The organism is Desulfofustis glycolicus DSM 9705, assembly GCF_900130015.1.
Taxonomy (GTDB): Bacteria; Desulfobacterota; Desulfobulbia; order Desulfobulbales; family Desulfocapsaceae; genus Desulfofustis; species Desulfofustis glycolicus.
The window spans coordinates 38271-56869 of the sequence record NZ_FQXS01000014.1; the positions used below are offsets into that span (position 1 = coordinate 38271).

At 54.0% G+C, this 18599-nt stretch carries 18 protein-coding genes and 1 tRNA gene; 6 read left to right on the forward strand and 13 right to left on the reverse strand.

Annotation, left to right across the window (positions count from 1 at the left end):
* Positions 1-207 precede the first annotated feature (207 nt).
* The 9 genes from cas2 to BUC26_RS12170 all read right to left on the reverse strand — a co-directional run bounded on the left by cas2 (position 208) and on the right by BUC26_RS12170 (position 9897).
* Positions 208-498 (reverse strand): CRISPR-associated endonuclease Cas2, encoded by a 291-nt coding sequence (cas2, locus tag BUC26_RS12130; protein WP_073376385.1) that lies wholly within the window; start codon positions 496-498, stop codon positions 208-210.
* Positions 499-509: 11 nt separating this feature from the next.
* Positions 510-1538, reverse strand: a complete 1029-nt coding sequence (cas1c, locus tag BUC26_RS12135; RefSeq protein WP_073376386.1) for a type I-C CRISPR-associated endonuclease Cas1c — start codon at positions 1536-1538, stop codon at positions 510-512.
* Positions 1535-2245 carry a CRISPR-associated protein Cas4 gene (gene cas4, locus BUC26_RS12140; RefSeq protein ID WP_084540627.1) on the reverse strand — a complete coding sequence of 237 codons (711 nt, stop codon included), beginning with the start codon at positions 2243-2245 and terminating at the stop codon, positions 1535-1537. Before cas4 ends, cas1c begins: the two co-directional genes overlap by 4 nt.
* On the reverse strand, positions 2205-3245 hold the full coding sequence (locus BUC26_RS12145) for a virulence RhuM family protein/type II toxin-antitoxin system death-on-curing family toxin (RefSeq protein ID WP_073376387.1): 1041 nt from the start codon (positions 3243-3245) through the stop codon (positions 2205-2207). Before BUC26_RS12145 ends, cas4 begins: the two co-directional genes overlap by 41 nt.
* 25 nt (positions 3246-3270) lie before the next feature.
* Positions 3271-4131, reverse strand: a complete 861-nt coding sequence (gene cas7c / locus BUC26_RS12150) for a type I-C CRISPR-associated protein Cas7/Csd2 (protein WP_073376389.1) — start codon at positions 4129-4131, stop codon at positions 3271-3273.
* Positions 4132-4133: 2 nt separating this feature from the next.
* Positions 4134-5891 (reverse strand): type I-C CRISPR-associated protein Cas8c/Csd1, encoded by a 1758-nt coding sequence (gene cas8c, locus BUC26_RS12155; RefSeq protein ID WP_073376391.1) that lies wholly within the window; start codon positions 5889-5891, stop codon positions 4134-4136.
* Entirely contained in the window at positions 5888-6553 is a 666-nt protein-coding gene (gene cas5c / locus BUC26_RS12160; RefSeq protein WP_073376393.1) for a type I-C CRISPR-associated protein Cas5c, read from the reverse strand. Before cas5c ends, cas8c begins: the two co-directional genes overlap by 4 nt.
* 70 nt (positions 6554-6623) lie before the next feature.
* On the reverse strand, positions 6624-8807 hold the full coding sequence (locus BUC26_RS12165; RefSeq protein ID WP_073376395.1) for a CRISPR-associated helicase/endonuclease Cas3: 2184 nt from the start codon (positions 8805-8807) through the stop codon (positions 6624-6626).
* 103 nt (positions 8808-8910) lie between these two features.
* The gene (locus BUC26_RS12170) at positions 8911-9897 is read right to left on the reverse strand and encodes a helix-turn-helix transcriptional regulator (protein ID WP_073376396.1); all 987 of its coding nucleotides are present in this window, start codon (positions 9895-9897) and stop codon (positions 8911-8913) included.
* A gap of 307 nt (positions 9898-10204) precedes the next feature.
* On the opposite strand from BUC26_RS12170, the gene BUC26_RS12175 reads away from it, so the two are divergent.
* From BUC26_RS12175 to BUC26_RS12185, 3 genes are all read left to right on the forward strand, one after another.
* Positions 10205-10720 (forward strand): winged helix-turn-helix domain-containing protein, encoded by a 516-nt coding sequence (locus tag BUC26_RS12175; RefSeq protein WP_073376398.1) that lies wholly within the window; start codon positions 10205-10207, stop codon positions 10718-10720.
* Between the two features lie 267 nt (positions 10721-10987).
* Complete coding sequence (locus BUC26_RS12180; RefSeq protein WP_073376401.1) at positions 10988-11257, forward strand: transposase; 270 nt, start codon at positions 10988-10990, stop codon at positions 11255-11257.
* Positions 11258-11443: 186 nt separating this feature from the next.
* A complete protein-coding gene (locus BUC26_RS12185; protein ID WP_073376403.1) occupies positions 11444-11692 on the forward strand; it encodes a Fic family protein in 249 nt (82 codons plus the stop codon).
* Between the two features lie 380 nt (positions 11693-12072).
* On the opposite strand, the gene BUC26_RS12190 is transcribed toward BUC26_RS12185, so the two are convergent.
* The 4 genes from BUC26_RS12190 to BUC26_RS12205 form a co-directional block, all read right to left on the reverse strand.
* Positions 12073-12149, reverse strand: a tRNA-Met gene (locus BUC26_RS12190).
* 32 nt (positions 12150-12181) lie between these two features.
* A complete protein-coding gene (locus tag BUC26_RS12195) occupies positions 12182-12652 on the reverse strand; it encodes an acyl-CoA thioesterase (protein ID WP_073376404.1) in 471 nt (156 codons plus the stop codon).
* Entirely contained in the window at positions 12649-13875 is a 1227-nt protein-coding gene (locus BUC26_RS12200) for a cofactor-independent phosphoglycerate mutase (RefSeq protein WP_073376406.1), read from the reverse strand. Before BUC26_RS12200 ends, BUC26_RS12195 begins: the two co-directional genes overlap by 4 nt.
* A gap of 23 nt (positions 13876-13898) precedes the next feature.
* A complete protein-coding gene (locus BUC26_RS12205) occupies positions 13899-15209 on the reverse strand; it encodes a homoserine dehydrogenase (RefSeq protein WP_073376408.1) in 1311 nt (436 codons plus the stop codon).
* Positions 15210-15524: 315 nt separating this feature from the next.
* On the opposite strand from BUC26_RS12205, the gene BUC26_RS12210 reads away from it, so the two are divergent.
* From BUC26_RS12210 to BUC26_RS12220, 3 genes are all read left to right on the forward strand, one after another.
* Positions 15525-16199 carry an adenylate kinase gene (locus BUC26_RS12210; protein WP_073376506.1) on the forward strand — a complete coding sequence of 225 codons (675 nt, stop codon included), beginning with the start codon at positions 15525-15527 and terminating at the stop codon, positions 16197-16199.
* Between the two features lie 368 nt (positions 16200-16567).
* Positions 16568-18115 carry a uroporphyrinogen-III C-methyltransferase gene (gene cobA, locus BUC26_RS12215; protein ID WP_073376508.1) on the forward strand — a complete coding sequence of 516 codons (1548 nt, stop codon included), beginning with the start codon at positions 16568-16570 and terminating at the stop codon, positions 18113-18115.
* 28 nt (positions 18116-18143) lie between these two features.
* Complete coding sequence (locus BUC26_RS12220; protein ID WP_143165997.1) at positions 18144-18572, forward strand: cereblon family protein; 429 nt, start codon at positions 18144-18146, stop codon at positions 18570-18572.
* The last annotated feature ends 27 nt before the right edge of the window (positions 18573-18599 follow it).

An 18599-nucleotide genomic window follows, 5' to 3' on the forward strand; every position in this document is an offset into this window, starting at 1 on the left:
CGTTTCAATCCACGCCCCCGCGCGGGGGGCGACCGTTGACTGGTAACATCTCGCAACCAGTTAGTTTTTTCAGTGAATTCCGCGAAGCAAGCATCAGAAGGGGAATTTCACATCCTTTTGTTCTGTCATATTGGGTCAACCATTGCAGTAACGGCTATCGCGAATACTCCAGGGTTTTAATGGGTGAAGGTGGTTCGCGGTACCGTTTTACACAATCAAAGGACCTTCTTGATCCACACTTTCTTTTGCGCCGATGTGCTCGACTCGATTGCGCCAATTGGCACCGAGGAAATAGAACCGGAGGCTGTCGGCTTCAATGTCGATTTCCTTTATCAATGTTTGCCGCAGCTTTGCCCATTGCGCTGGGTCTACCAAACATTCAAATACTGAGAACTGTACACGCTGACCGAAATTCCGACATACCTTAGCTACTCGACGCAGTCGTCTGGCTCCTCCGGGTTCACTGGTGCGTACGTCATAGCTTACTAAAACCATCATATCCGCTTCCTCTATTTCCAGATCACCGGTGGGTAGCCATCCAGTTCGCAGCGCAAGTAGCGGGCAAACAGCAGGGCCTGCAAATGGAAAAACAAGCCCAGGGTCATTTTCTCTCCCAGAAATGGATGGACCATCTCTTCCTGTTTTCGCTTTTGATAGGTTATCAACAAGATTTTGCGAGACTCGTTAGTCATTCGGACGGCACCACTGTCACTGATAGTAAAATCATCATGGCGCATCTGGCCCAGGTTGACCAGCGAAACCGCCAGTCGGTCTGCCATAGGCCGAAACTCCTCCATTAGATCAAGGGCCAATCCGGCTCGCCCCGGTCGATCTCGATGGAGATAGCCCACCGCTGGATCGAGACCTACAGCTTCAACAGCCGAACGAATGTCATTGAGTACCAAGGTATAGAGGAACGACAGCAGACAGTTGATACGATCAAGCGGTGGCCGGCGATTTCGCTGGCGCAGAAAGAAATGATCCTTGTCGCGGATGATGAGATGGTCGAAGGCTCTGAAATAGACTCGTGCTGCATCGCCTTCCACACCGCGGACCGAATCAAGGTCCAATCCACCTTGCAGTCGTCTGATGGCTGTCCCCAATCGGTCAATGGCTTCTTGTATGGCCTGCTGATTGATTTTGGCGCCATGATCCCGCAGCGCTCGTAGCAACACCGTCTTACAGTTGGCGATCTTGCCTAACACGCAGGCCCCAGCCACAGCTGAGGAAAACGTTGGATCATCAGCACGGCGATATTGTTCTCGCCGCAGCAGCACATTGCCCGAAGTCGGCCCCTGTACCCGAGCCAGGAAACGGCCATTTTCACTTAAGAAGCTCAACCCAACCTGACGTTCACCGCACATTCCCATCAAGAACGGACTACAACCGACATTACCGAAACAGACCAGTGAATCCAGGGTGTGCACAGGAACTCGCAGAGCCGTTTCCCCCTCGATCCGTACCGCAACTGTCTCGCCGTCCTTGGCCAGGTAAGCACCCTGAGTGGTAACGAACAAAGTGTTGAGATGCTTCTTCATAGCTCCACCATTTTACGCAGATAGGCACCAACTTTTTTCCGTCCTGCCACTTTTGGCAGACACAACGGCAGAAACGAGCAGCTTTCGCACCGTTTGGTGTAATGGGGCGCTGGTGTTTTTCGGGAGGTCAGCAGGGAGTGGACTAGCGACGCTGTCTTGATGGTCTTTTCTCGCAAACCGGAATCAAAAGTCACCTCTGTCCGCCGCTTTTTCTGGCCGTAGTATAAAGCGCCAACTGGTACCTCTTTCTGCAACATTTCCTCCAGACAGAGGGCTTGAGCACAAAGTTGAACCCGGTCTATGTCGTCTTTTTTCGGTCGACCGCGCTTGTATTCGACCGGCAGGGGGTGCCTGACTCCATTCTCCTGACGATGGTATTCGACAATGTCTGCTCGCCCGACCACTCCAAGTTGTAGCGAACGGATAGGCACATCAAATTCCACCCGCACGGTTCGCCGCGATTCCCGGCCACCGCCATGCACTCGTTCATGGAGAATACGACCTTCGGCGGTCAATCGGTTTTCAAGCCATTGTTGTTCTATGTGGATCAGGGCGCACTGGCGGGGACAAAACAGGAAATGCTGCAGGGTGGAAATCATCACCAGATCGTCCTCGTCGTACAGAGGCAAACGACCATCATTCTGCCCGGTTTCTAACCGTCCCGACTCAACCACGTACCTGATCTCCGGCAGATTGGGCAGGTTCATCCAGTAGATTGGCAATCAAGCGAATAAGCGTATCTTTCTGATCCGGCTTGGATGCTGCAACGAGGAGGGCCAAAGCCACCAGGCCTTTGTTGTCGATGCGGGCCGTCTCAAGCAGACCGTTTTCCTGGAGATAAAGGAGAAAAAGAAAGGAACCGATACGCTTATTACCGTCGCTGAAAGGATGGTCCTTGATCACAAAATAGAGCAGATGAGCAGCCTTTTCTTCGATGCTGGGATAGAGATCCCGACCCCCGAAGGTTTGATGGATGGCACCGATGATACCTGCCAGGCTCTCACCACGCTCCCGGCCAAAGAGATCAGTTGCTTCGCCTTTGGCGGCCAAATCGTCACGCAGACATGAAATTCCACGTCGAACCGCTACCAGGTCAATCTCTTTCGAGTCCTTTCGACAAAGCCCGGCTGGCAAAGGCAATCGGTCCTCATCATACTGGAGCAACAAGTGCCAGCTTAGACCATATCGACGTACTAGATCAACAACCGCCAACCCGGTTTGATCGGTCAGTTGATTGTGTTCCAGGGTTTCGGCCAGGAGATCCAACACCCCGCGCAACTCTGCCGCGCCCTGCTCTGCCAACCGCCGCTGGTTGAGGGCATAGCCCCTGACTAAATACTCCTTGAGCACTGAGGAAGCCCAGATGCGAAACTGGGTACCGCGCTTTGAATTGACCCGGTAACCGACAGAGATGATTGCATCGAGGTTGAAATATTCAACCTGGTATGTCTTGCCGTCCGCGGCAGTTGTTGCGTTTTTTGCAACAACTGCCGTTCTGATTAATTCGCCTTCCCGAAAGATGTTCCGGAGATGCCTGGATATAACCGACTTATCACGATAGAACAGCTCGGCCATTTGGGTCAACGAAAGCCAAACGGTTTCCTCGTGAAGTCGGACATCTAAAGAGGTTTGTCCGTCTTCGGTTTGATAAAGGATGATCAGGCCGGGATTGAAATAAGGTTGCTGTGGATGGGTAGAATCCTCCATTGCACCTCCGGAACTATGAAATGGCTTACAGTTTCTCTTGTAACGTCACCCCGTCAGGTACAGCGTCAACATGCACTTCATAATCCTTAAATGAACGGGCCGGACCAGTCGAAGCCTTCGCACGTTGAATGTCAATGAGATCAAACAGTTTATGCGCCGGAGCGTTGCCCATCTTTTTGTCATGTTTGAACACGAATAACTTGCGGCTACTCATCAAGCCACGGGCAGCAGATCGGTCATGCTCAAACATATTCATGAGTGCATCCCACAACAATTCTAAATCGTCGTCAGAGAAGCCTGTCTTTTCCGCCAAGGCTGTAGAAACAAATCCGTGGGCCACGTACAAACCGTAAGGAACGATATGTTTGCGCCCCATGGTGCGTTCCTTATCCAAATCTTTCTCATTGGTTACTGCCATCCTAGTAATACTGATTTCCTGGGGCATGATGCTTTCAACACTTTTCGCAAAAGCCATCTGCACCGGGCCACGCACTTGACCACAATTGATCTCCGTGGTCATAACTGCTCCAAAAGCGCGAATGTCGTAAAAATTGTCACACATCCACTGGGTAAGTCTTTTTGCTTTTTCTGTATCTTTCGGAAGTTTCTTTGATACTGGCGGTTCTTGTATTTCCGCATAAGCTGCTTCGTGGAGTTTGTTCAAAACGGCTTTTTCTTGGATGTAAATCTTGTAACGGATAGCATTTCCTCTTGATAGGGAAATATAGTTTCTGATTTTTCGTTTCAAGCATACATCGGTCACCAGGCCATGGCCTGTTTCCGGATCTATGCGAGGGGTATTGCCGGCATCCGGGTCCCCGTTGGGGTTGCCATTTTCGACATCAAAGAGCAGCACAAACTCGTAACGATTGGTGATTGCATTCATGTTCAATTCTCCTCGCTCGTGTTGACGGTATTATTTTTGCTGGTATAGAGGTCTTTAACACGTTGGTAGTAGCCGATCATGAAGAGCCCCTGATCTTCTGATGACAATGTGGTTGGGAAGTTCGCGAGATGAGCAATCGAATCCTGTATTGCTTTTTCTATATTAATTGCCCATCCAGTCTTGGCGGGATCTTTGCGCAATTTCGCAATGTGATTGGCGGCATTTTTCAGTAGCAAGGGAAAGACTCTGGCCGGGGTTGCCGGAGCTGCTGCAAAGAAACGATCTTTCATGGTGGCGTTTGTCCCCGGAATTGCATCTGACTGTGCCTTCTCAAGGACCGCGAATAAGCCGCCAAGCAAATAAGGTACGTCTTTTCTGTTGGGGTCATAATACATGGGGATCTCCATTTTTTTGTTGCGTACAAGAAAGGCTTTAAGCAATGCAGCACGGAAATAATTGATTTTGTGCTCTGCGCGAATACGACCCAGGACGACAGCAAGTAGGTTCTGCGGATAGAATCCGCCATTAAGCATGGCCTTGACCATTCCTCCTGCGAGTGCAGGCAGCACATTCTCATTTTTTCCAAGGGTGGCAGTTTGGCAAAGTAAACGCCAAAGAGCAGGGAATTCCGGTTCGTTATCGAACTGGCGGGCCATTTCCAGATGACTGAAATGATTGCCGATATGGATTAAAAAGGTTTCAACGCTATCCGATATCCAAAAACGGATGGACAAGCGTGAAGCGTTAGGGGCAAGCCCTAGGATGAAAAAACGAACAGATTCATCTAATTCCGGTACAATATCGCCCGGTCGTTTGCCGGAACGGATGGTTTTAAGCAAATGGAAAATTTTCTCTGCAGTTTGCGAGTCTTCTTCAGTTTTCGCGGTTTGTGATTTGCTTTCTTCAGGCGCAAGCAGGTTGGCGAACAATTCTTCAGCGACGCTTTTATGTTCTGCCCAGAAAACAATAGTTGTGTCACCGATCGTAACTTTCTGACGACTATAATTCGCCAACAAGAGATTGAGTGCTGTCACATAGTTGAAAGTCACTTCTTTGCTAATTGGCGCATTCGCTCCCTGCTCCCTGCCATAGGATTCGAAGGACTGTTTATTAAAAGAAACAATATCAGCCCCTCCTTGTTGAGAGCCGCGAACTCCTTTTATTGAAGGATGTAGACGGGAAAGAGGCTGCCCGGCTTTGCCGGAGACAAGGCATTGCCCAATTGTTCCAATCTCCCGTTGTCCCATGCAATGTTTCCAAGCATCTCTCGCTGCTACACGTTCATGAATGTAACCCGGAGTTCCGCTCAAACGGAAAACCAAATTTGTGCCACATATTTCCGGCCAATCTGGACGATCAGCGATGGTTTGGTAATCGCGTTCATAAAATGAAATGATGGCCTGAAGACCAGGGTCATTGATTAGACAAAAAGTGCGGACTTGCTGGATGAAAGCATCATGGCATCGGTTTGTTCGCTTCTGATTTCCCTTGTTATCCATTCCAAGCACATAACTAGTTGAATCCCAGAGAAAATTTGGTTTTATTCCATTGGCTTTTTTTTCAGCCGCAGGCACAACCATTTTGCGAGGCCTCCTTGGTGCGCCTTCCTGCCGCAGATCCTCCACGTTCAATAATTTGCCGTTTTCGTCAAGAACCAAAGCGAACGAAATATTTTCTATACTGGTGCCATACGAAGGAATCGCTGCTTCGGGTTCAGCCGCTTTACGTTCATAATAGCGGTTCAACTCCTGGAGAATCATGACCGCACCTCTGCGGACCATTGTGCAGGTGGGGAGATACTCCCGTCCTGCATGGTGGCCTTGAAAAAAAGGGGCTTCATGTCGTTGGCAAAATCGATATCAAGCAGCATGTACCCCAACTCGATTGTCTTCCCTTGGTAATAGGAGACAGGTGATTTGCCTTCCAGCAATTCAAAAAAGGCCGGAAATTCGCGGCACCCGAAACAAGGTTGATGGAAAAATTGACCGTTCCGGGCACGACGATTGAAGATATCGAGATGCTTTCCTTCGTTATCCTTCGGCCCAGCCTTATGGGTCAGTTCAAAATGAGCTTCAATGATATAGTTTACGTTGCGAAGTATTGTGGCGGCTCGCTGCTGCCTGTTATCGCCATCGTCAACCAGGTAAAATAGCTGCTTCTTTTCGCGCATCACTGTTACCGGATTAGGCTTGGGAATTTTTGACTTCACTTCGTTACGACGGACATTGTCGAAACGAATAGGGTTAAGCACTTGGATCTTGTCCACTTCCCAGCGTATAGCCGGTTTCCAATGAATGGCCTCAAGAATGCCCCTTGCCGCCGAGGGAGTTATAACATCATAGGACACCCTTTCCACTTTCATCTCCGGTCTGGAAAAACAAGCGTAATCTCCCCAGACACGGAGTCTGATACCATACCCCATCATTGACCTCCTTGATTCGAAGATTTCAGTAGAATTGTTGTTCGACTATCTCTCTGATGGTAAATAACGTTTACAGGAAAAGATATTCAGGGTCCCAGAGTTCGGCCATATTCTCCAACAAGCCCATATTTTGATCGTAGGCATTAGCATTGAGCATAACTGGATAGGCATCATGAATTAGTTCGATCACCCCTTTCTGTTGCAAGTTCATAAACGACATATTTCGTACCGCTACTGCATACCGCTGCAGAATCCTCCCTTCTGATTGGGGATATTGAGAGTGTCTCAATTTTTCCACCAACCTGTGGATTTCATCTCTATCCTCAGGAAGCCCCGGCATAATCACCCCGGCTCCCTCATCTTCAATCAGGCGAAAATCCCTCGCTACCTCTTGGAATGGGATGATCAGTTCCGGGTGCAGCTTTGGATTCATTCGTTTTGTAATGTCTTTTGCATCCAAGCTTTCCACATCGTAGAGCAACTCGAAATACCGATGCATTGAGACAGGATTCAGACAGTTTTCAGTAGGAAGTGCTCGCAGAGTTTCCTGGGCTCGTGAAATCCGACGTCGTAACCAAGGCATGGCCGGCAATTCTTCCGGTTCGTACACATAAACCAAACCGTAATCTGCCAGTCCCTCACGGTTGCACCTTCCAGCTGCCTGAGCAATAGAATCAAGCCCAGCTATAGCACGGTAAACGACAGGGAAATCAAAATCCACTCCAGCCTCGACCAAAGAAGTTGAGACCACCCGGCACGACAGTCCATCAGCAAGTCGTTGTCGAATGGCACTGAGCACTCGCAGTCGATGCACTGGATACATGTTTGTTGATAAGTGAAAGGAGCCTTCGTCCTCTTGAATGAGGACAAAGACCTGCTGAGCCTGTTTTTTGGTCGAAACGATACAAAGTGCCTGTTGGTGTTTGTCGAGTTGTCGTGCCAGTTCATCCCCGGTCATTTTGCCGATAAACTCGACACGAGTTCTTTCCAGTTCTTCAAAGAGCTTGTCAGGCTCATCAACGAGTTCTCTGGTATTCGGCAGGTTCAAACGCTTCAGCCTCACATTATCCAGCGCAGGCTGAGTGGCGGTACAAAATAAGATTGTGCACCGGTAATTGGCTGCAAGTTCACGCAGCACGAGGAGACAAGGCTCAATAAATTCCGTGGGGATAGCCTGGGCTTCGTCGAGGATTATCACGCTCCCCGAAATATTATGCAGCTTGCGACAGCGTGAGGGCTTATTGTTGTATAAAGACTCAAAAAACTGCACATTAGTTGTTACCACCACCGGAGCGGCCCAGTTTTCCGTCGCAAGCCCTCGCAATCTATTAGAAATAATGGAAGTGCTGTGTCCCCAAGTGTGATAATTACAATGATGCTCAAGAACGTTAGGGTCGCCGATGGCCTGGCGAAATACCTGTGCATTTTGTTCAATGATGGAAGTAAATGGAATGGCATAAATTACTCGACTCAGATCATGCACTGCCGCATGCTCCAGAGCAAATGACAGAGAAGAAAGCGTTTTCCCGCCGCCAGTCGGTACTGTTAAAGAATAAAATCCTTGCGGTCCTTTGGCTTCAGAAATACACCTTGTCAAAATCCTGTGCCGAGCTTCATTCACTTTGCTCGGTTTTGCCGTCGCCTGCTTTTGGGAAATAAAGGACTTCAACAAACTGCGTAGTTTGTTGAGGTCTTCCTGTGGCAAGGCCCACCGAGTTACCGACTTTTCAGAGTCATAAAAAGACTCGGTGTCGAGATAATCCGCATCCACAAGACAGGAAAACAGCATGCGTGTAAAGAACCCTAGACTGAACATTGTCCATCTTTTATCCAGCTCAAAAGGAAAGATTAATGGACCTGAACAGTTAAGGTCCGGCAGCAATTCAGCAGCCATGATTTCTTTACGCAACCGATGGTGCAGTTGTCCTTCCTGCACACCACCATTGGGCAATCCTCCATGATGCCCACAAATTACGTAGGCGAGTAAAAAACCAAGCTTTCCTCCGCGAAGTTGTGCTAATTGAGCTCCGAAAGTTGCATGGTCAACACAGTTTGCTTTCCCCTCGAGTCGGTTAACAAAAGCAGGACAAGCCTTCCCGGCATCATGCAGAATCCCAACACATCGCCCCCAGTCTCCCGCCGTAAAAACAGAAGCAAAATGTTCGGATAGTTTGCCTACGTTTTCCAAATGTTCATGAAGCGGCTGCCAGTCTGATTTATCTGTCGTTTCAGTTGAATGAGCGTAGTAAATCATATTAGTCTTTGCCGATTTTATTGAGTAGGTCCGGGATGTTGAATACCAAACACGAAAACGACGATAATCAATCGGTGTTATACACTTTACCACCCTTGCCCCGTCAAACGATGTCAGGGCGTATATAATTTTTGCGCATTTTTTCAATTTCTGTATGGACCATGATTTGTAAATCCGAGGGAGTAACCACTTGAACATCGGCGCCGTAACTGAGGACAATTCTGGTCAGTTCCCGGAAATCGGCGGTTGGGAAACTGAGCAAAAGGCTACCGTCTGGCTTGAGGTGAGTCTGTTGGTCGGGATGCCAGATTTGCTCAAGGATGCGCGGAGTAACCGTGGGCGAAAAACGAAGAATTACCGAGGTGGTGGTGCCACCCTGCATGATGCCGAAGTGGCGGCGGGTCAACTCCTTGATCGGCAGAAGATTGTCGGGCATTTGAACTGTGTTTTCCGCGAACCCAACCTCTTGTAACCGTGCCAGAGCAAAATCCCGAATGGCTTGCCGTGTTGAACACCACGCCAACAAATACCAGCTTCCCATATAGTGCATCAGGTGAAGGGGCTGAATCACCCTCTCCGAAATGGTCCCACTGTGCGGAGATCGGTACTTGATCCACAACGAACGCTCATCAAAAAGAGCGCGAACTACCACTCTGAAAAATTGCTCGTTGACTCTGGCATACTCGATATTTTTTACGGAGATTTTGTCACTGAGCTTGTCCAGACAGGCGAATCCTTCAGTGCGGGAAAGACTCAGCATCCGGCCAATTAAACGGCAGAGATCTTCTTTGATGGTAGTATCGGGGATGGTTGTGGCTAATCGTGATGCCAGGACCAAGGCCAGGAGGTTGGCCTCATCCAGCCAATGTACCGGGAATTCGAAGGAGTTATCAGTGTAGCGGTAACCGTTCTTTCGGCGGTCAAAAACAAGGGGAGCCTGGAGGCGGTCTCGTATGAATTCGATGTCCCGCTGGGCGGTCCTTTCCGAGATCTCGAATTCCTCAACCAGCTTCCTGGAGTTTGGGAAACGCAATCGCTTGATCTGGGAATGAAACCAGATAAAGCGCTCGAACTTTAATCGTTCGGACACGCGATCCTCTTGAGTTAGGCCAATTGGATCTTGCTATATACCATAACACCCGTTGATCCATTCTTGTCTACCATAGCCGGATATTAGGAGCAACCGCTAAAGATAATTGGCGATTTCGTTAGGTCAGGAGCGCGGAATCGGGTACTGCAGAATTGAATGTTGTTTCACAATGTTTGGTGGACAGCTGGAAAGTACCTTCGAAATTTCTGAAAAAACAAAGAAAAAATGGACTGATTAACATTTGCATTCAAGTATACTATGCCCAAACCCATTTATCCATCAATCTTCGTAGAGGCCGTGGTGACTTATGGCAAGACCGGCACAGATCAGCGATGAGATGGTTCAAAAAGCGCAGGAACTTGTCCGGCAGGCCAAGACAGCGCGAGATTTGTGGGCAGGCTTGAGCGTACTGATTCCGAAACAGTGTGAGGCGACGAATCGTACAACCAGTGCTATTCTCGGGGTCAGCGTAGCAACCGTTGTGCGGATGCAACGGGAAATTCGCAATCAAGCGAGTGGAACGGCACAGGTAAAAAAATCTTGGGGTGGCCGTCGTCGGCAATTGTTGAGCCCGGAAGAAGAAAAAGCATTTCTCGATCCGTGGGTGCGCGCCGCTGAATCCGGTGGTGTGTTGGTCGTGCCGCCCATCAAGGCCGCCCTTGAGGAAAAACTTGGTCGCTCTGTTCCTGCTTCGACGGTCTACCGCTTGCTGGCTCGCCATAGTTGGCGCAAGGTGCCCCCTGATACCTGCCATCCAAAACGAGACACTGAGGAGCAGGATGCTTTTAAAAAAACTTCGCGGAGATATTGGTGGAAGCAGTAACAGAGAATGAGGCGCAGCTGCCGGAACGAGTGGTCTTCCAAGACGAGGCGCGCTTTGGCAGGCTGAGTGATCCGCGGCGCTGTTGGGCACCTGCTCCGCTGCGCCCCTTGGTTCCTGTGGCTTTGGTAAAAGAGTATGCATTGCGTACGCGGCTGTGACGCCAGCAGACGGCGCATTGGATTGGATGTCGGCGGTGAAGATGGATACGCTGAGCATGAGTTCGTTTCTTCGCCATGCATCTCTTGGCACCCGGGGGAGTTTGTGGCAATGGTAGTCGACGGTGCCCCGTCACATCGTTGGACACCTTTGGCCGTGCCGGATAATATGAAATTGCTCCGCCTGCCGCCATATTCACTGGAGCTGAACCCGGCAGAAAGGCTGTGGGAAGAATTGCGCGAAAAAGTATTTGCCAACAAGGTCTTTGATTCACTCGGCGCCGCACTGGCGCAGGCGGCGCGTGGGCGGAATCGATTGGATCGGTCTTCTGCCCAGCTTCAACCGTTGACCGGATGGCAGTGGATATCAGAATCATCTTGATTGCGAATCGGAATAAGTTGGTAACTGCGGACTATATTTGTGCCCAATTGGACTGAATTTTGGTAGCGAGGGACTGGATGAAAAAAAGTGGTCGTTATCGGACCAGCGAACTTATTGAGGACAGCTTTGAGCTAGGCTCGCGGGCGGGTGCTGCAGAACAAGCTGAGAATTACCGGGAAACGGGCAATGGATGAGGTTGAGGCACGGGAACAGTTCGGCGCCCTCGGTCATTTTCTTGAGGTGTATGACCGGGATCACCGGTTTAATGCGCAAGATATCTGCCGGATGCATGAGATTTGGTTGGGGCCGGTCTATGAGTGGGCAGGAAATTATCGGCAGGTCAACATCATGAAAGGCGGCTTCCCATTTGCCATGGCTCGTCAGGTGCTGGCGCTTATTTGCAGCGGTTCAGGCCGGACTGTGCGGCAGGCGTAGCAAATGAGTTTTTCCGCGATACGTCCAGGGCCTTTGCGGCCGCCGTTTGGGCACCTTCGACGGCGCTTGAACTGATCACTGTTCTGCGCAGCAGGCGGTCGCGGACACGGGGATCCTTGAGATAGCTGTTGGTGGCAAGAAGCGAGGTTTTTTTCATAAACTGATTATACCATACCTGCCTGGATCGAAACAGGCTTTACTTGAGAAGTGCTCTCAGAGCAGGCGTTCAGCTTTGGTTGTCGGTTGGAACCAGTACGCTCGGCGTTTCTTCGCATTGCCTGGTGGGCGGCAGGAAACCGATTTCAAAATGCCTGGAGAATAAAAACCAAACAAAAAAAGGGGTTAAGCGATGCGCCTCGCTTAATCCCTTGAGTATTTTGTGGTAGCGGGGGGAGGATTTGAACCTCCGACCTTCGGGTTATGAGCCCGACGAGCTACCGGACTGCTCCACCCCGCGTCACAATCTCCCACTATACCATGGTCCGGCGGTTAGTCAAGTTCTTTCGTTGGGGGAGGGGGTGTTTCTTTGCCGAGCAGGCGGTGGAGGGCGGTTGTGATATGGTCGGGGAGCTTGGTCAGCTTACCGGCCCGGGTGATGGCGGCGTTGATCGTGTAGCCTCTGGTTAGCAGGGTCGGGCGGGTGCGGCCTTCGTCCTGGCGGAGGATGCGGTAGGTGAATTTGCAGGTGTAGGTGTGCAGTTCGGCTATGGTCGTCTCGATGATCAGCAGGTCGTCGTAGAAGGCGGGCGATTTGTAGCGGACGAAGCATTCGGTGACCGGCAGCACGATGCCGAGTTTTTCGATGTCCCGGTAGGAGCAGACTCGCTCCCGCATCATCTCGGTGCGGCCCTGTTCGAAGTAGCGCAGGTAATTGGCGTTGTAGACGACGCCGCCGGCATCGGTGTCGCCGTAGAGGACGCGGCAGGTCATCCGGTGGACTGCCTGGTTGTCGGTGGTCATGGGGTCGTGTCGTCTGTTTGCAGGAGCACTTCGAGCATCCGGTGTCCGGGGGTGAGCGGCAGGGGGTGGTTTGGGTCTTTGATCAGCTGCTCGTCGAACGGGTGGATCGCCTCGGGCCAAGGTTCGCGCGAGTCGTAGAGCAGGGCGGGTACCGGTTCGTCGGTGTGGGTACGCAGGGCGAGCGGGGTGAAGTGGTCCATGGTGACGATCACCCGGTACGGCTCGCCGCGCTGGTCCAGGGTTGCGGTGATCGGCGCGACGATGCGGGCGTCGAAGTCCTCGATGGCCTGGATCTTGTGATCGAGACGGCCCTGATGGCCGGCCTCGTCCGGGGCTTCGAGGTGGACGAAGACAAAATCCCGGTCCTGCAGGGAAGTCAGCGCGGCCTGGGCCTTGCCCTCGTAATTGGTGTCGATATAGCCGGTGGCCCCCGGTACCCGGACGATCTCCAGGCCGGCGTAAACGCCGAGGCCGTTGAGCAGGTCGACCGCGGAGATCATCGTGCCGCTGATGCCGAAGCGCTCGGTCAGGGTCGGCATGGTCGGGGAGGTGCCCTCGCCCCAGGGCCAGATGGCGGTGGCCGGCAGGAGCCCGGCAGCCTTGCGGCTCCGGTTGACCGGGTGGTTGGCGAGGATCGCTTCCGCTTGCTGTACCAGCTCGCGCCAGGCGTCGAGGTCGAGATAGGCCTGCCAGGCGTCGCTGATATCCTTGCCGATGTAGTCGTGGGGCGGCACGGTGGCCGGCAGTGGGGCCGGTTCTTTTACTACCAGCAGGTGGCGGTAGCTGATGCCGGCGTGGAAGCGGAAGATGCTCTGGTCGCAGGCCTGCTGCAGGGCGTCGATCAGTTCGGCGGCTTCTTCGGAGCTGATGTGGCCGGCGCTGAAATCGACCATCGCGCGGTTGTTGCCGGGGCCGTGTTCGGTGGTTACCAGGTTACAGCGAAAGGCGGTTTCCCCGGCGGCCAGGGAGATGCCCATGCTCGCCGCTTCCAGCGGCGCCCGGCCGGTGTAATAGCGGGCCGGGTCATAGCCGAGCAGCGACATGTTGGCGACATCGCTGCCGGGCAGGAATCCGTCCGGCACGGTAGCGAGGCGCAGCGGCCGGGCCAGGCGGCACAGCCGGTCCATGGCCGGGGTGGCAGCGACCTGGAGCGGGGTCTTGCCGCCGAGTTCGGCGACCGGGTGGTCGCCCATCCCGTCGCCGACGAGGATCAGGTATTTCATGGCTTGATCCGGTTTCGGCGGTCTCAGTGCTCGTCGATGAGCACGCGGATTTTCACGGTTGGCTCAGGACAGGCGTCCAGCGCGTCGATTTCAGCCAGCGCCCGGGTGACGTCTTCTTCGCGGGCTTCGTGAAGCTGCAACACGACGTGGACCGGTTCGCCGGGCTGCTGGCCCTTCTGGATCACCGACTTGATCGAGATGTTGTGCCGGCCGAGGATACCGGAAACGGCCGACAGGACGCCCGGCTGGTCGAGCGCCGTGACCCGGAAATAGAAGGGGCAGGTCAGTTCGCCCATCGGCGTGATGGTCGGCCGGCTGAAGTGCTGCGGCAGGTAGGACAATGCCGGCACCCGGTTGATCGCGCCGGCCAGGATGTTGCGGCCGATATCGACGACATCGGCTGCCACGGCGCTGCCGGTCGGCATCATACCGGCGCCGTGCCCGTAGAAAAGCACGTCGCCGACGGTATCGCCGGTGAACTGGATAGCGTTGAACGAGCCGTTGATATTGGCCAGCAGGTGGTCGGTCGGCACCATGGTCGGGTGCACTCTCGCCTCGACATGGTCGCCGTGGTTGCGGCTGATGGCCAGCAGTTTGATGCAATAGCCGAATTCCCGGGCGAAATCGATGTCGATCGGTTTGATGCTGCTGATGCCTTCGATGGCGACGTCGTCGAGGTGCACGTGTTTGCCGTAGGCGATCGACATCAGGATCGCCAGCTTGTGGGCGGTGTCGATGCCTTCCACGTCGTAGGTCGGGTCTGCCTCGGCAAAGCCGAGTCGTTGTGCCTCGGCGAGGACTTCCTCGAACGGCGTGCCGTGCTGAGTCATCTGGGTCAGGATGAAGTTGGCGGTGCCGTTCATGATGCCGCGGATCGACTCGATGCGGTTGGCCGCAAGGCCTTCCTTGAGCGCCTTGATGACCGGGATGCCGCCGCCGACGCTGGCCTCGAAGCCGACCTCGACGTTGCGGGCCGCCGCCGCTTCGAAGATCTCCTTGCCGTGAGTGGAGAGCAGCGCCTTGTTGGCGGTAATCACGTGCTTGCCGTGCTCGATGGCGGTCAGCAGAAAGGTCCTGGCCGGTTCGATGCCGCCGATCAGCTCGACGACGATGTCGATGGCCGGGTCGGTGAAGATATCGCCGGCGTCGTTGCTGAGCACGACATCGCGATACTCGTCCGGCAGCGAGGTGCAGGCGATATCGGCCACTCGGCTGAGAATGATCGGCACGCCGACTTTCTGGGTCAGCCGTTCGTGTTGCGACAACAATGTCTTGGCCAGCCCTTTGCCGACCGTGCCGAAGCCGATAAGTCCTACGCGTATTGCATCTTTCATAGTGTGTCTGGTGTCAGGGATTGCCGCCCGGCGCTGCGGCAGGCCGTCTGTGCTGCCGGGCCGGTGTGCGGATGATCCGGCAAAAGTACCCATTTTCAGGATGAAAGTCAAAGTAATCGGCCGATATTTTTCTGGCCCCTGCCCGCCATTTCGGCTATAATCACACCTCGCTGCGCCTCGGGAGGGGTGTGCTTTCTGCGGAACCGCTCCGGGGCCGCCGGCCGCATCGTAACGGGTGATCAACTCGTCGACGGGAGCGGGGCCCCGGATAACAGCATATCGTTTTTACCAGAGAAAAGGAGAGAAGGCATGAGCATGAACATTCTGGCTTTTGGGCCGAACGGCAGCGGCAAAGGCACCCAGGGAGCGATCGTCAAAGAGAAGTTCAACATCCCCCATATCGAATCCGGAGCCATTTTCCGCGAGCATATCGGCGGCGGTACCGAGCTTGGCAAGAAAGCCAAAGAGTATATCGATCGCGGCGACCTGGTGCCCGACGAGATTACCATCCCGATGATGGTCGAGCGGCTGCAGAAGGATGACTGCAAGGACGGCTGGCTCCTCGACGGCTTTCCCCGCTCCAAGGAGCAGGCTATTACGCTGGACAAAACCCTGAAGGAAGCGGGGATCGAGCTGGATTACGTGATCGAGATCGTTCTCGACCGGGAGATCGCCAAAGAGCGGATCATGGGCCGTCGTCTCTGCGTCAATGACAACAACCATCCGAACCACATTGCCTTTGATGCCATCAAGCCGGTGGAAAAAGACGGCAAGCTGGTCTGCCGGGTCTGTGGCGGCGATTTGAAGACCAGGGCCGACGATCAGGATGTCGACGCCATCGACAAGCGTCACAATATCTATTACGACGAGCAGACCGGCACTATGGCGGCGGTCAATTACTTCAAGAACGCCGGTGGGCCGAAAGTGATCTCCGTGGACGGGGCTAAGTCGATCAAAGAAGTGACCGACTCGATCCTGGCCCAGTTGTAAGTCAATCACTATTCGATAGATCTCCCTTGGCGGGAGTATATGAAACGGGGAGATGCTGCGTGCATCTCCCCGTTTTTGTCTGGCCGTGAAGCGAAATTACAGAGGTTCTGCGGGGGAACGGCGGGGGCGGCAACGGTCGGTGGTTGGCGGCTTGAAGAAATGGGAAAAAGCTGGTAAAAAAACCTCGCGGGGGATGTGTTCGGTCGGTCGATAGAGACGATGTTCACAGAAGAAGCCCTGCATACCGGCGTGCCGCCGAAGACGTCCGACAGGCCGGTCGGTATCGCTGGCTGATCGAGCGGTTCACAGATTTTTATTCAAGGAGAGGAGTGGCCAGTCCCGATGCGTCGGACGGCCATTTTTTGCTTATGGAACAGCAGCAGAAACCGGGTGTGGGCAAAGTGTATCTCGTTGGCGCCGGACCGGGCGATCCCGGGCTGATCACCCTGCGCGGCAAATATCTGCTCGAGCGGGCCGAGGTCGTCGTCTACGACTATCTCGCCAATCAACGGCTGCTCAAGCATGTGCCGGCGAAGGCGCAGCTCGTTTATGCCGGCAAACGCGGCGGCGTCGAACATTCCCATACCCAGGCCGAGATCAACCAGATGCTGATCGATTTTGCCCGGCAGGGTAAAATGGTGGTCCGATTGAAGGGCGGTGACCCGTTTATTTTCGGCCGCGGCGGTGAAGAAGTGGAGGAGCTGGCCCACCACGGTATCGCCTTCGAGGTCGTCCCCGGTGTCACGTCGGCCACAGCGGCGGCCACGTATGCCGGCATCCCCATCACCCATCGTGGCTACACCACGTCCGTTGCCTTCCTGACCGGTCACGAATCGCCGGACAAGCCGACATCGACCATCGACTGGTCCAAGATCGCCACCGGTATCGGTACCATTGTCATCTATATGGGCATCAAGAATCTGCCCTATATCGTCAAGAGCCTCGTCGACAACGGGCGCTCACCCGAAACGCCGGTGGCCGTGGTCCGATGGGCGTCGACCCCGGAGCAGCAATCGGTGGTCGGCACGCTGGCGAATATTGTCGACGTGGTTCGGGATACCGGCATCAAACCGCCGGCCCTGATCGTTATCGGCGACGTAGTCAACTTGCGGCAGACCATCGACTGGTTTGAAAAACGCCCGCTGTTCGGCAAGCGGATCATTGTTACGCGGACCCGGGAACAGGCCAGCGAGCTGGTGGCCGGACTCGAGGAAGCCGGCGCGAGTTGCTTCGAGTGTTCAACGATCAATATCGAGCCGGTCGACGATTATAAAATTCTCGATGAAGCGCTGGAGAGGATCGGCGAGTATCACTGGATTTTGTTCACGTCGCTGAACGCGGTGCGTTATTTTTTCAACAGGCTCTATCTCAAGGGCATGGATGCCCGTGACCTGAAAGGTCCGGATATCGCGACGGTCGGCAAAAGCACCGCCGATCTGCTGCTTACCTACGGCATCAATGCCGATCTGATCCCGCCGGTCTTTACCGGCGAAGGGTTGGCCCAGAGCCTGCTCGATCTCGGCGTTGAAGGGCGCAACATCCTGCTGCCGCGGGCCGCGGCCGGCCGTGAAATCCTGCCCGAGACCCTGCGCGGCGCCGGTGCCCAGGTGACGGTCGCCCCTCTTTATCGCAACGTTCCGGTCCAAGGGCGCACGGATGAGTTGCGTGCAGAGTTGGCGACTGGTCGCGTGGATCTGATCACCTTTACCAGTTCGTCGACGGTCAAGAATTTTCTCGACATGGTGGCGGCTGAAAACCAGGAGGAACTCGACCGACTGCTGGCCGGTGTAAAGATTGCCACCATCGGTCCAATAACGGCGAAGACGGTGACCGATGGCGGGCTGACGGTCGATATTCAGCCGGAAAGATATACGATTCCTGACCTGATTCAGGCGATTATCGAGACCTACCGATAACCCGACCGGTCTGGGAGGAGGTTCGCCGATGCCCGCTACCGTGCTGAGCGAGACTGGCGACGGACTTTTGCTGCGTGAACATGATGCCGACCATGGTGGTGGTGACGTTGTCGTCGCCATCGACGATTCGGATGAGCAGGAGCAAAAGGGAGAGCGCGCTCTGCGCTGCCGCCAGTGCAACGCGCCGATCACCACGATGAAAGAGCGGACCAGCCGCGGCGGACAACACCGTCATACCATGTTCAACCCGGCCGGTATCGTTTACGAGATCGGCTGCTTTAATCAGGCCCCGGGCTGTGTCGCCCCCGGAGCGGCGAGCGGGGAATTTTCCTGGTTTGCCGGTTATAGCTGGCGGGTTGCTTTCTGCTCGCTCTGCCTCGAGCACCTCGGCTGGTATTTTTCTGGCGGGGAGGCTGCCTTTTTCGGGCTGATCGTCAACCGCTTGACGGCCGATTGAGTTCCGGTGCGATGGTTGCCGCCGGCA

Bases quoted from the DNA above. Each gene is read 5' to 3' on its own strand.
- cas2 (WP_073376385.1), bottom strand. From the start codon at position 498: ATGATGGTTTTAGTAAGCTATGACGTACGCACCAGTGAACCCGGAGGA.
- cas1c (WP_073376386.1), bottom strand. From the start codon at position 1,538: ATGAAGAAGCATCTCAACACTTTGTTCGTTACCACTCAGGGTGCTTAC.
- cas4 (WP_084540627.1), bottom strand. From the start codon at position 2,245: ATGAACCTGCCCAATCTGCCGGAGATCAGGTACGTGGTTGAGTCGGGA.
- BUC26_RS12145 (WP_073376387.1), bottom strand. From the start codon at position 3,245: ATGGAGGATTCTACCCATCCACAGCAACCTTATTTCAATCCCGGCCTG.
- cas7c (WP_073376389.1), bottom strand. From the start codon at position 4,131: ATGAATGCAATCACCAATCGTTACGAGTTTGTGCTGCTCTTTGATGTC.
- cas8c (WP_073376391.1), bottom strand. From the start codon at position 5,891: ATGATTCTCCAGGAGTTGAACCGCTATTATGAACGTAAAGCGGCTGAA.
- cas5c (WP_073376393.1), bottom strand. From the start codon at position 6,553: ATGGGGTATGGTATCAGACTCCGTGTCTGGGGAGATTACGCTTGTTTT.
- BUC26_RS12165 (WP_073376395.1), bottom strand. From the start codon at position 8,807: ATGATTTACTACGCTCATTCAACTGAAACGACAGATAAATCAGACTGG.
- BUC26_RS12175 (WP_073376398.1), top strand. From the start codon at position 10,205: ATGGCAAGACCGGCACAGATCAGCGATGAGATGGTTCAAAAAGCGCAG.
- BUC26_RS12180 (WP_073376401.1), top strand. From the start codon at position 10,988: ATGGTAGTCGACGGTGCCCCGTCACATCGTTGGACACCTTTGGCCGTG.
- BUC26_RS12185 (WP_073376403.1), top strand. From the start codon at position 11,444: ATGGATGAGGTTGAGGCACGGGAACAGTTCGGCGCCCTCGGTCATTTT.
- BUC26_RS12195 (WP_073376404.1), bottom strand. From the start codon at position 12,652: ATGACCACCGACAACCAGGCAGTCCACCGGATGACCTGCCGCGTCCTC.
- BUC26_RS12200 (WP_073376406.1), bottom strand. From the start codon at position 13,875: ATGAAATACCTGATCCTCGTCGGCGACGGGATGGGCGACCACCCGGTC.
- BUC26_RS12205 (WP_073376408.1), bottom strand. From the start codon at position 15,209: ATGAAAGATGCAATACGCGTAGGACTTATCGGCTTCGGCACGGTCGGC.
- BUC26_RS12210 (WP_073376506.1), top strand. From the start codon at position 15,525: ATGAACATTCTGGCTTTTGGGCCGAACGGCAGCGGCAAAGGCACCCAG.
- cobA (WP_073376508.1), top strand. From the start codon at position 16,568: ATGGAACAGCAGCAGAAACCGGGTGTGGGCAAAGTGTATCTCGTTGGC.
- BUC26_RS12220 (WP_143165997.1), top strand. From the start codon at position 18,144: ATGCCCGCTACCGTGCTGAGCGAGACTGGCGACGGACTTTTGCTGCGT.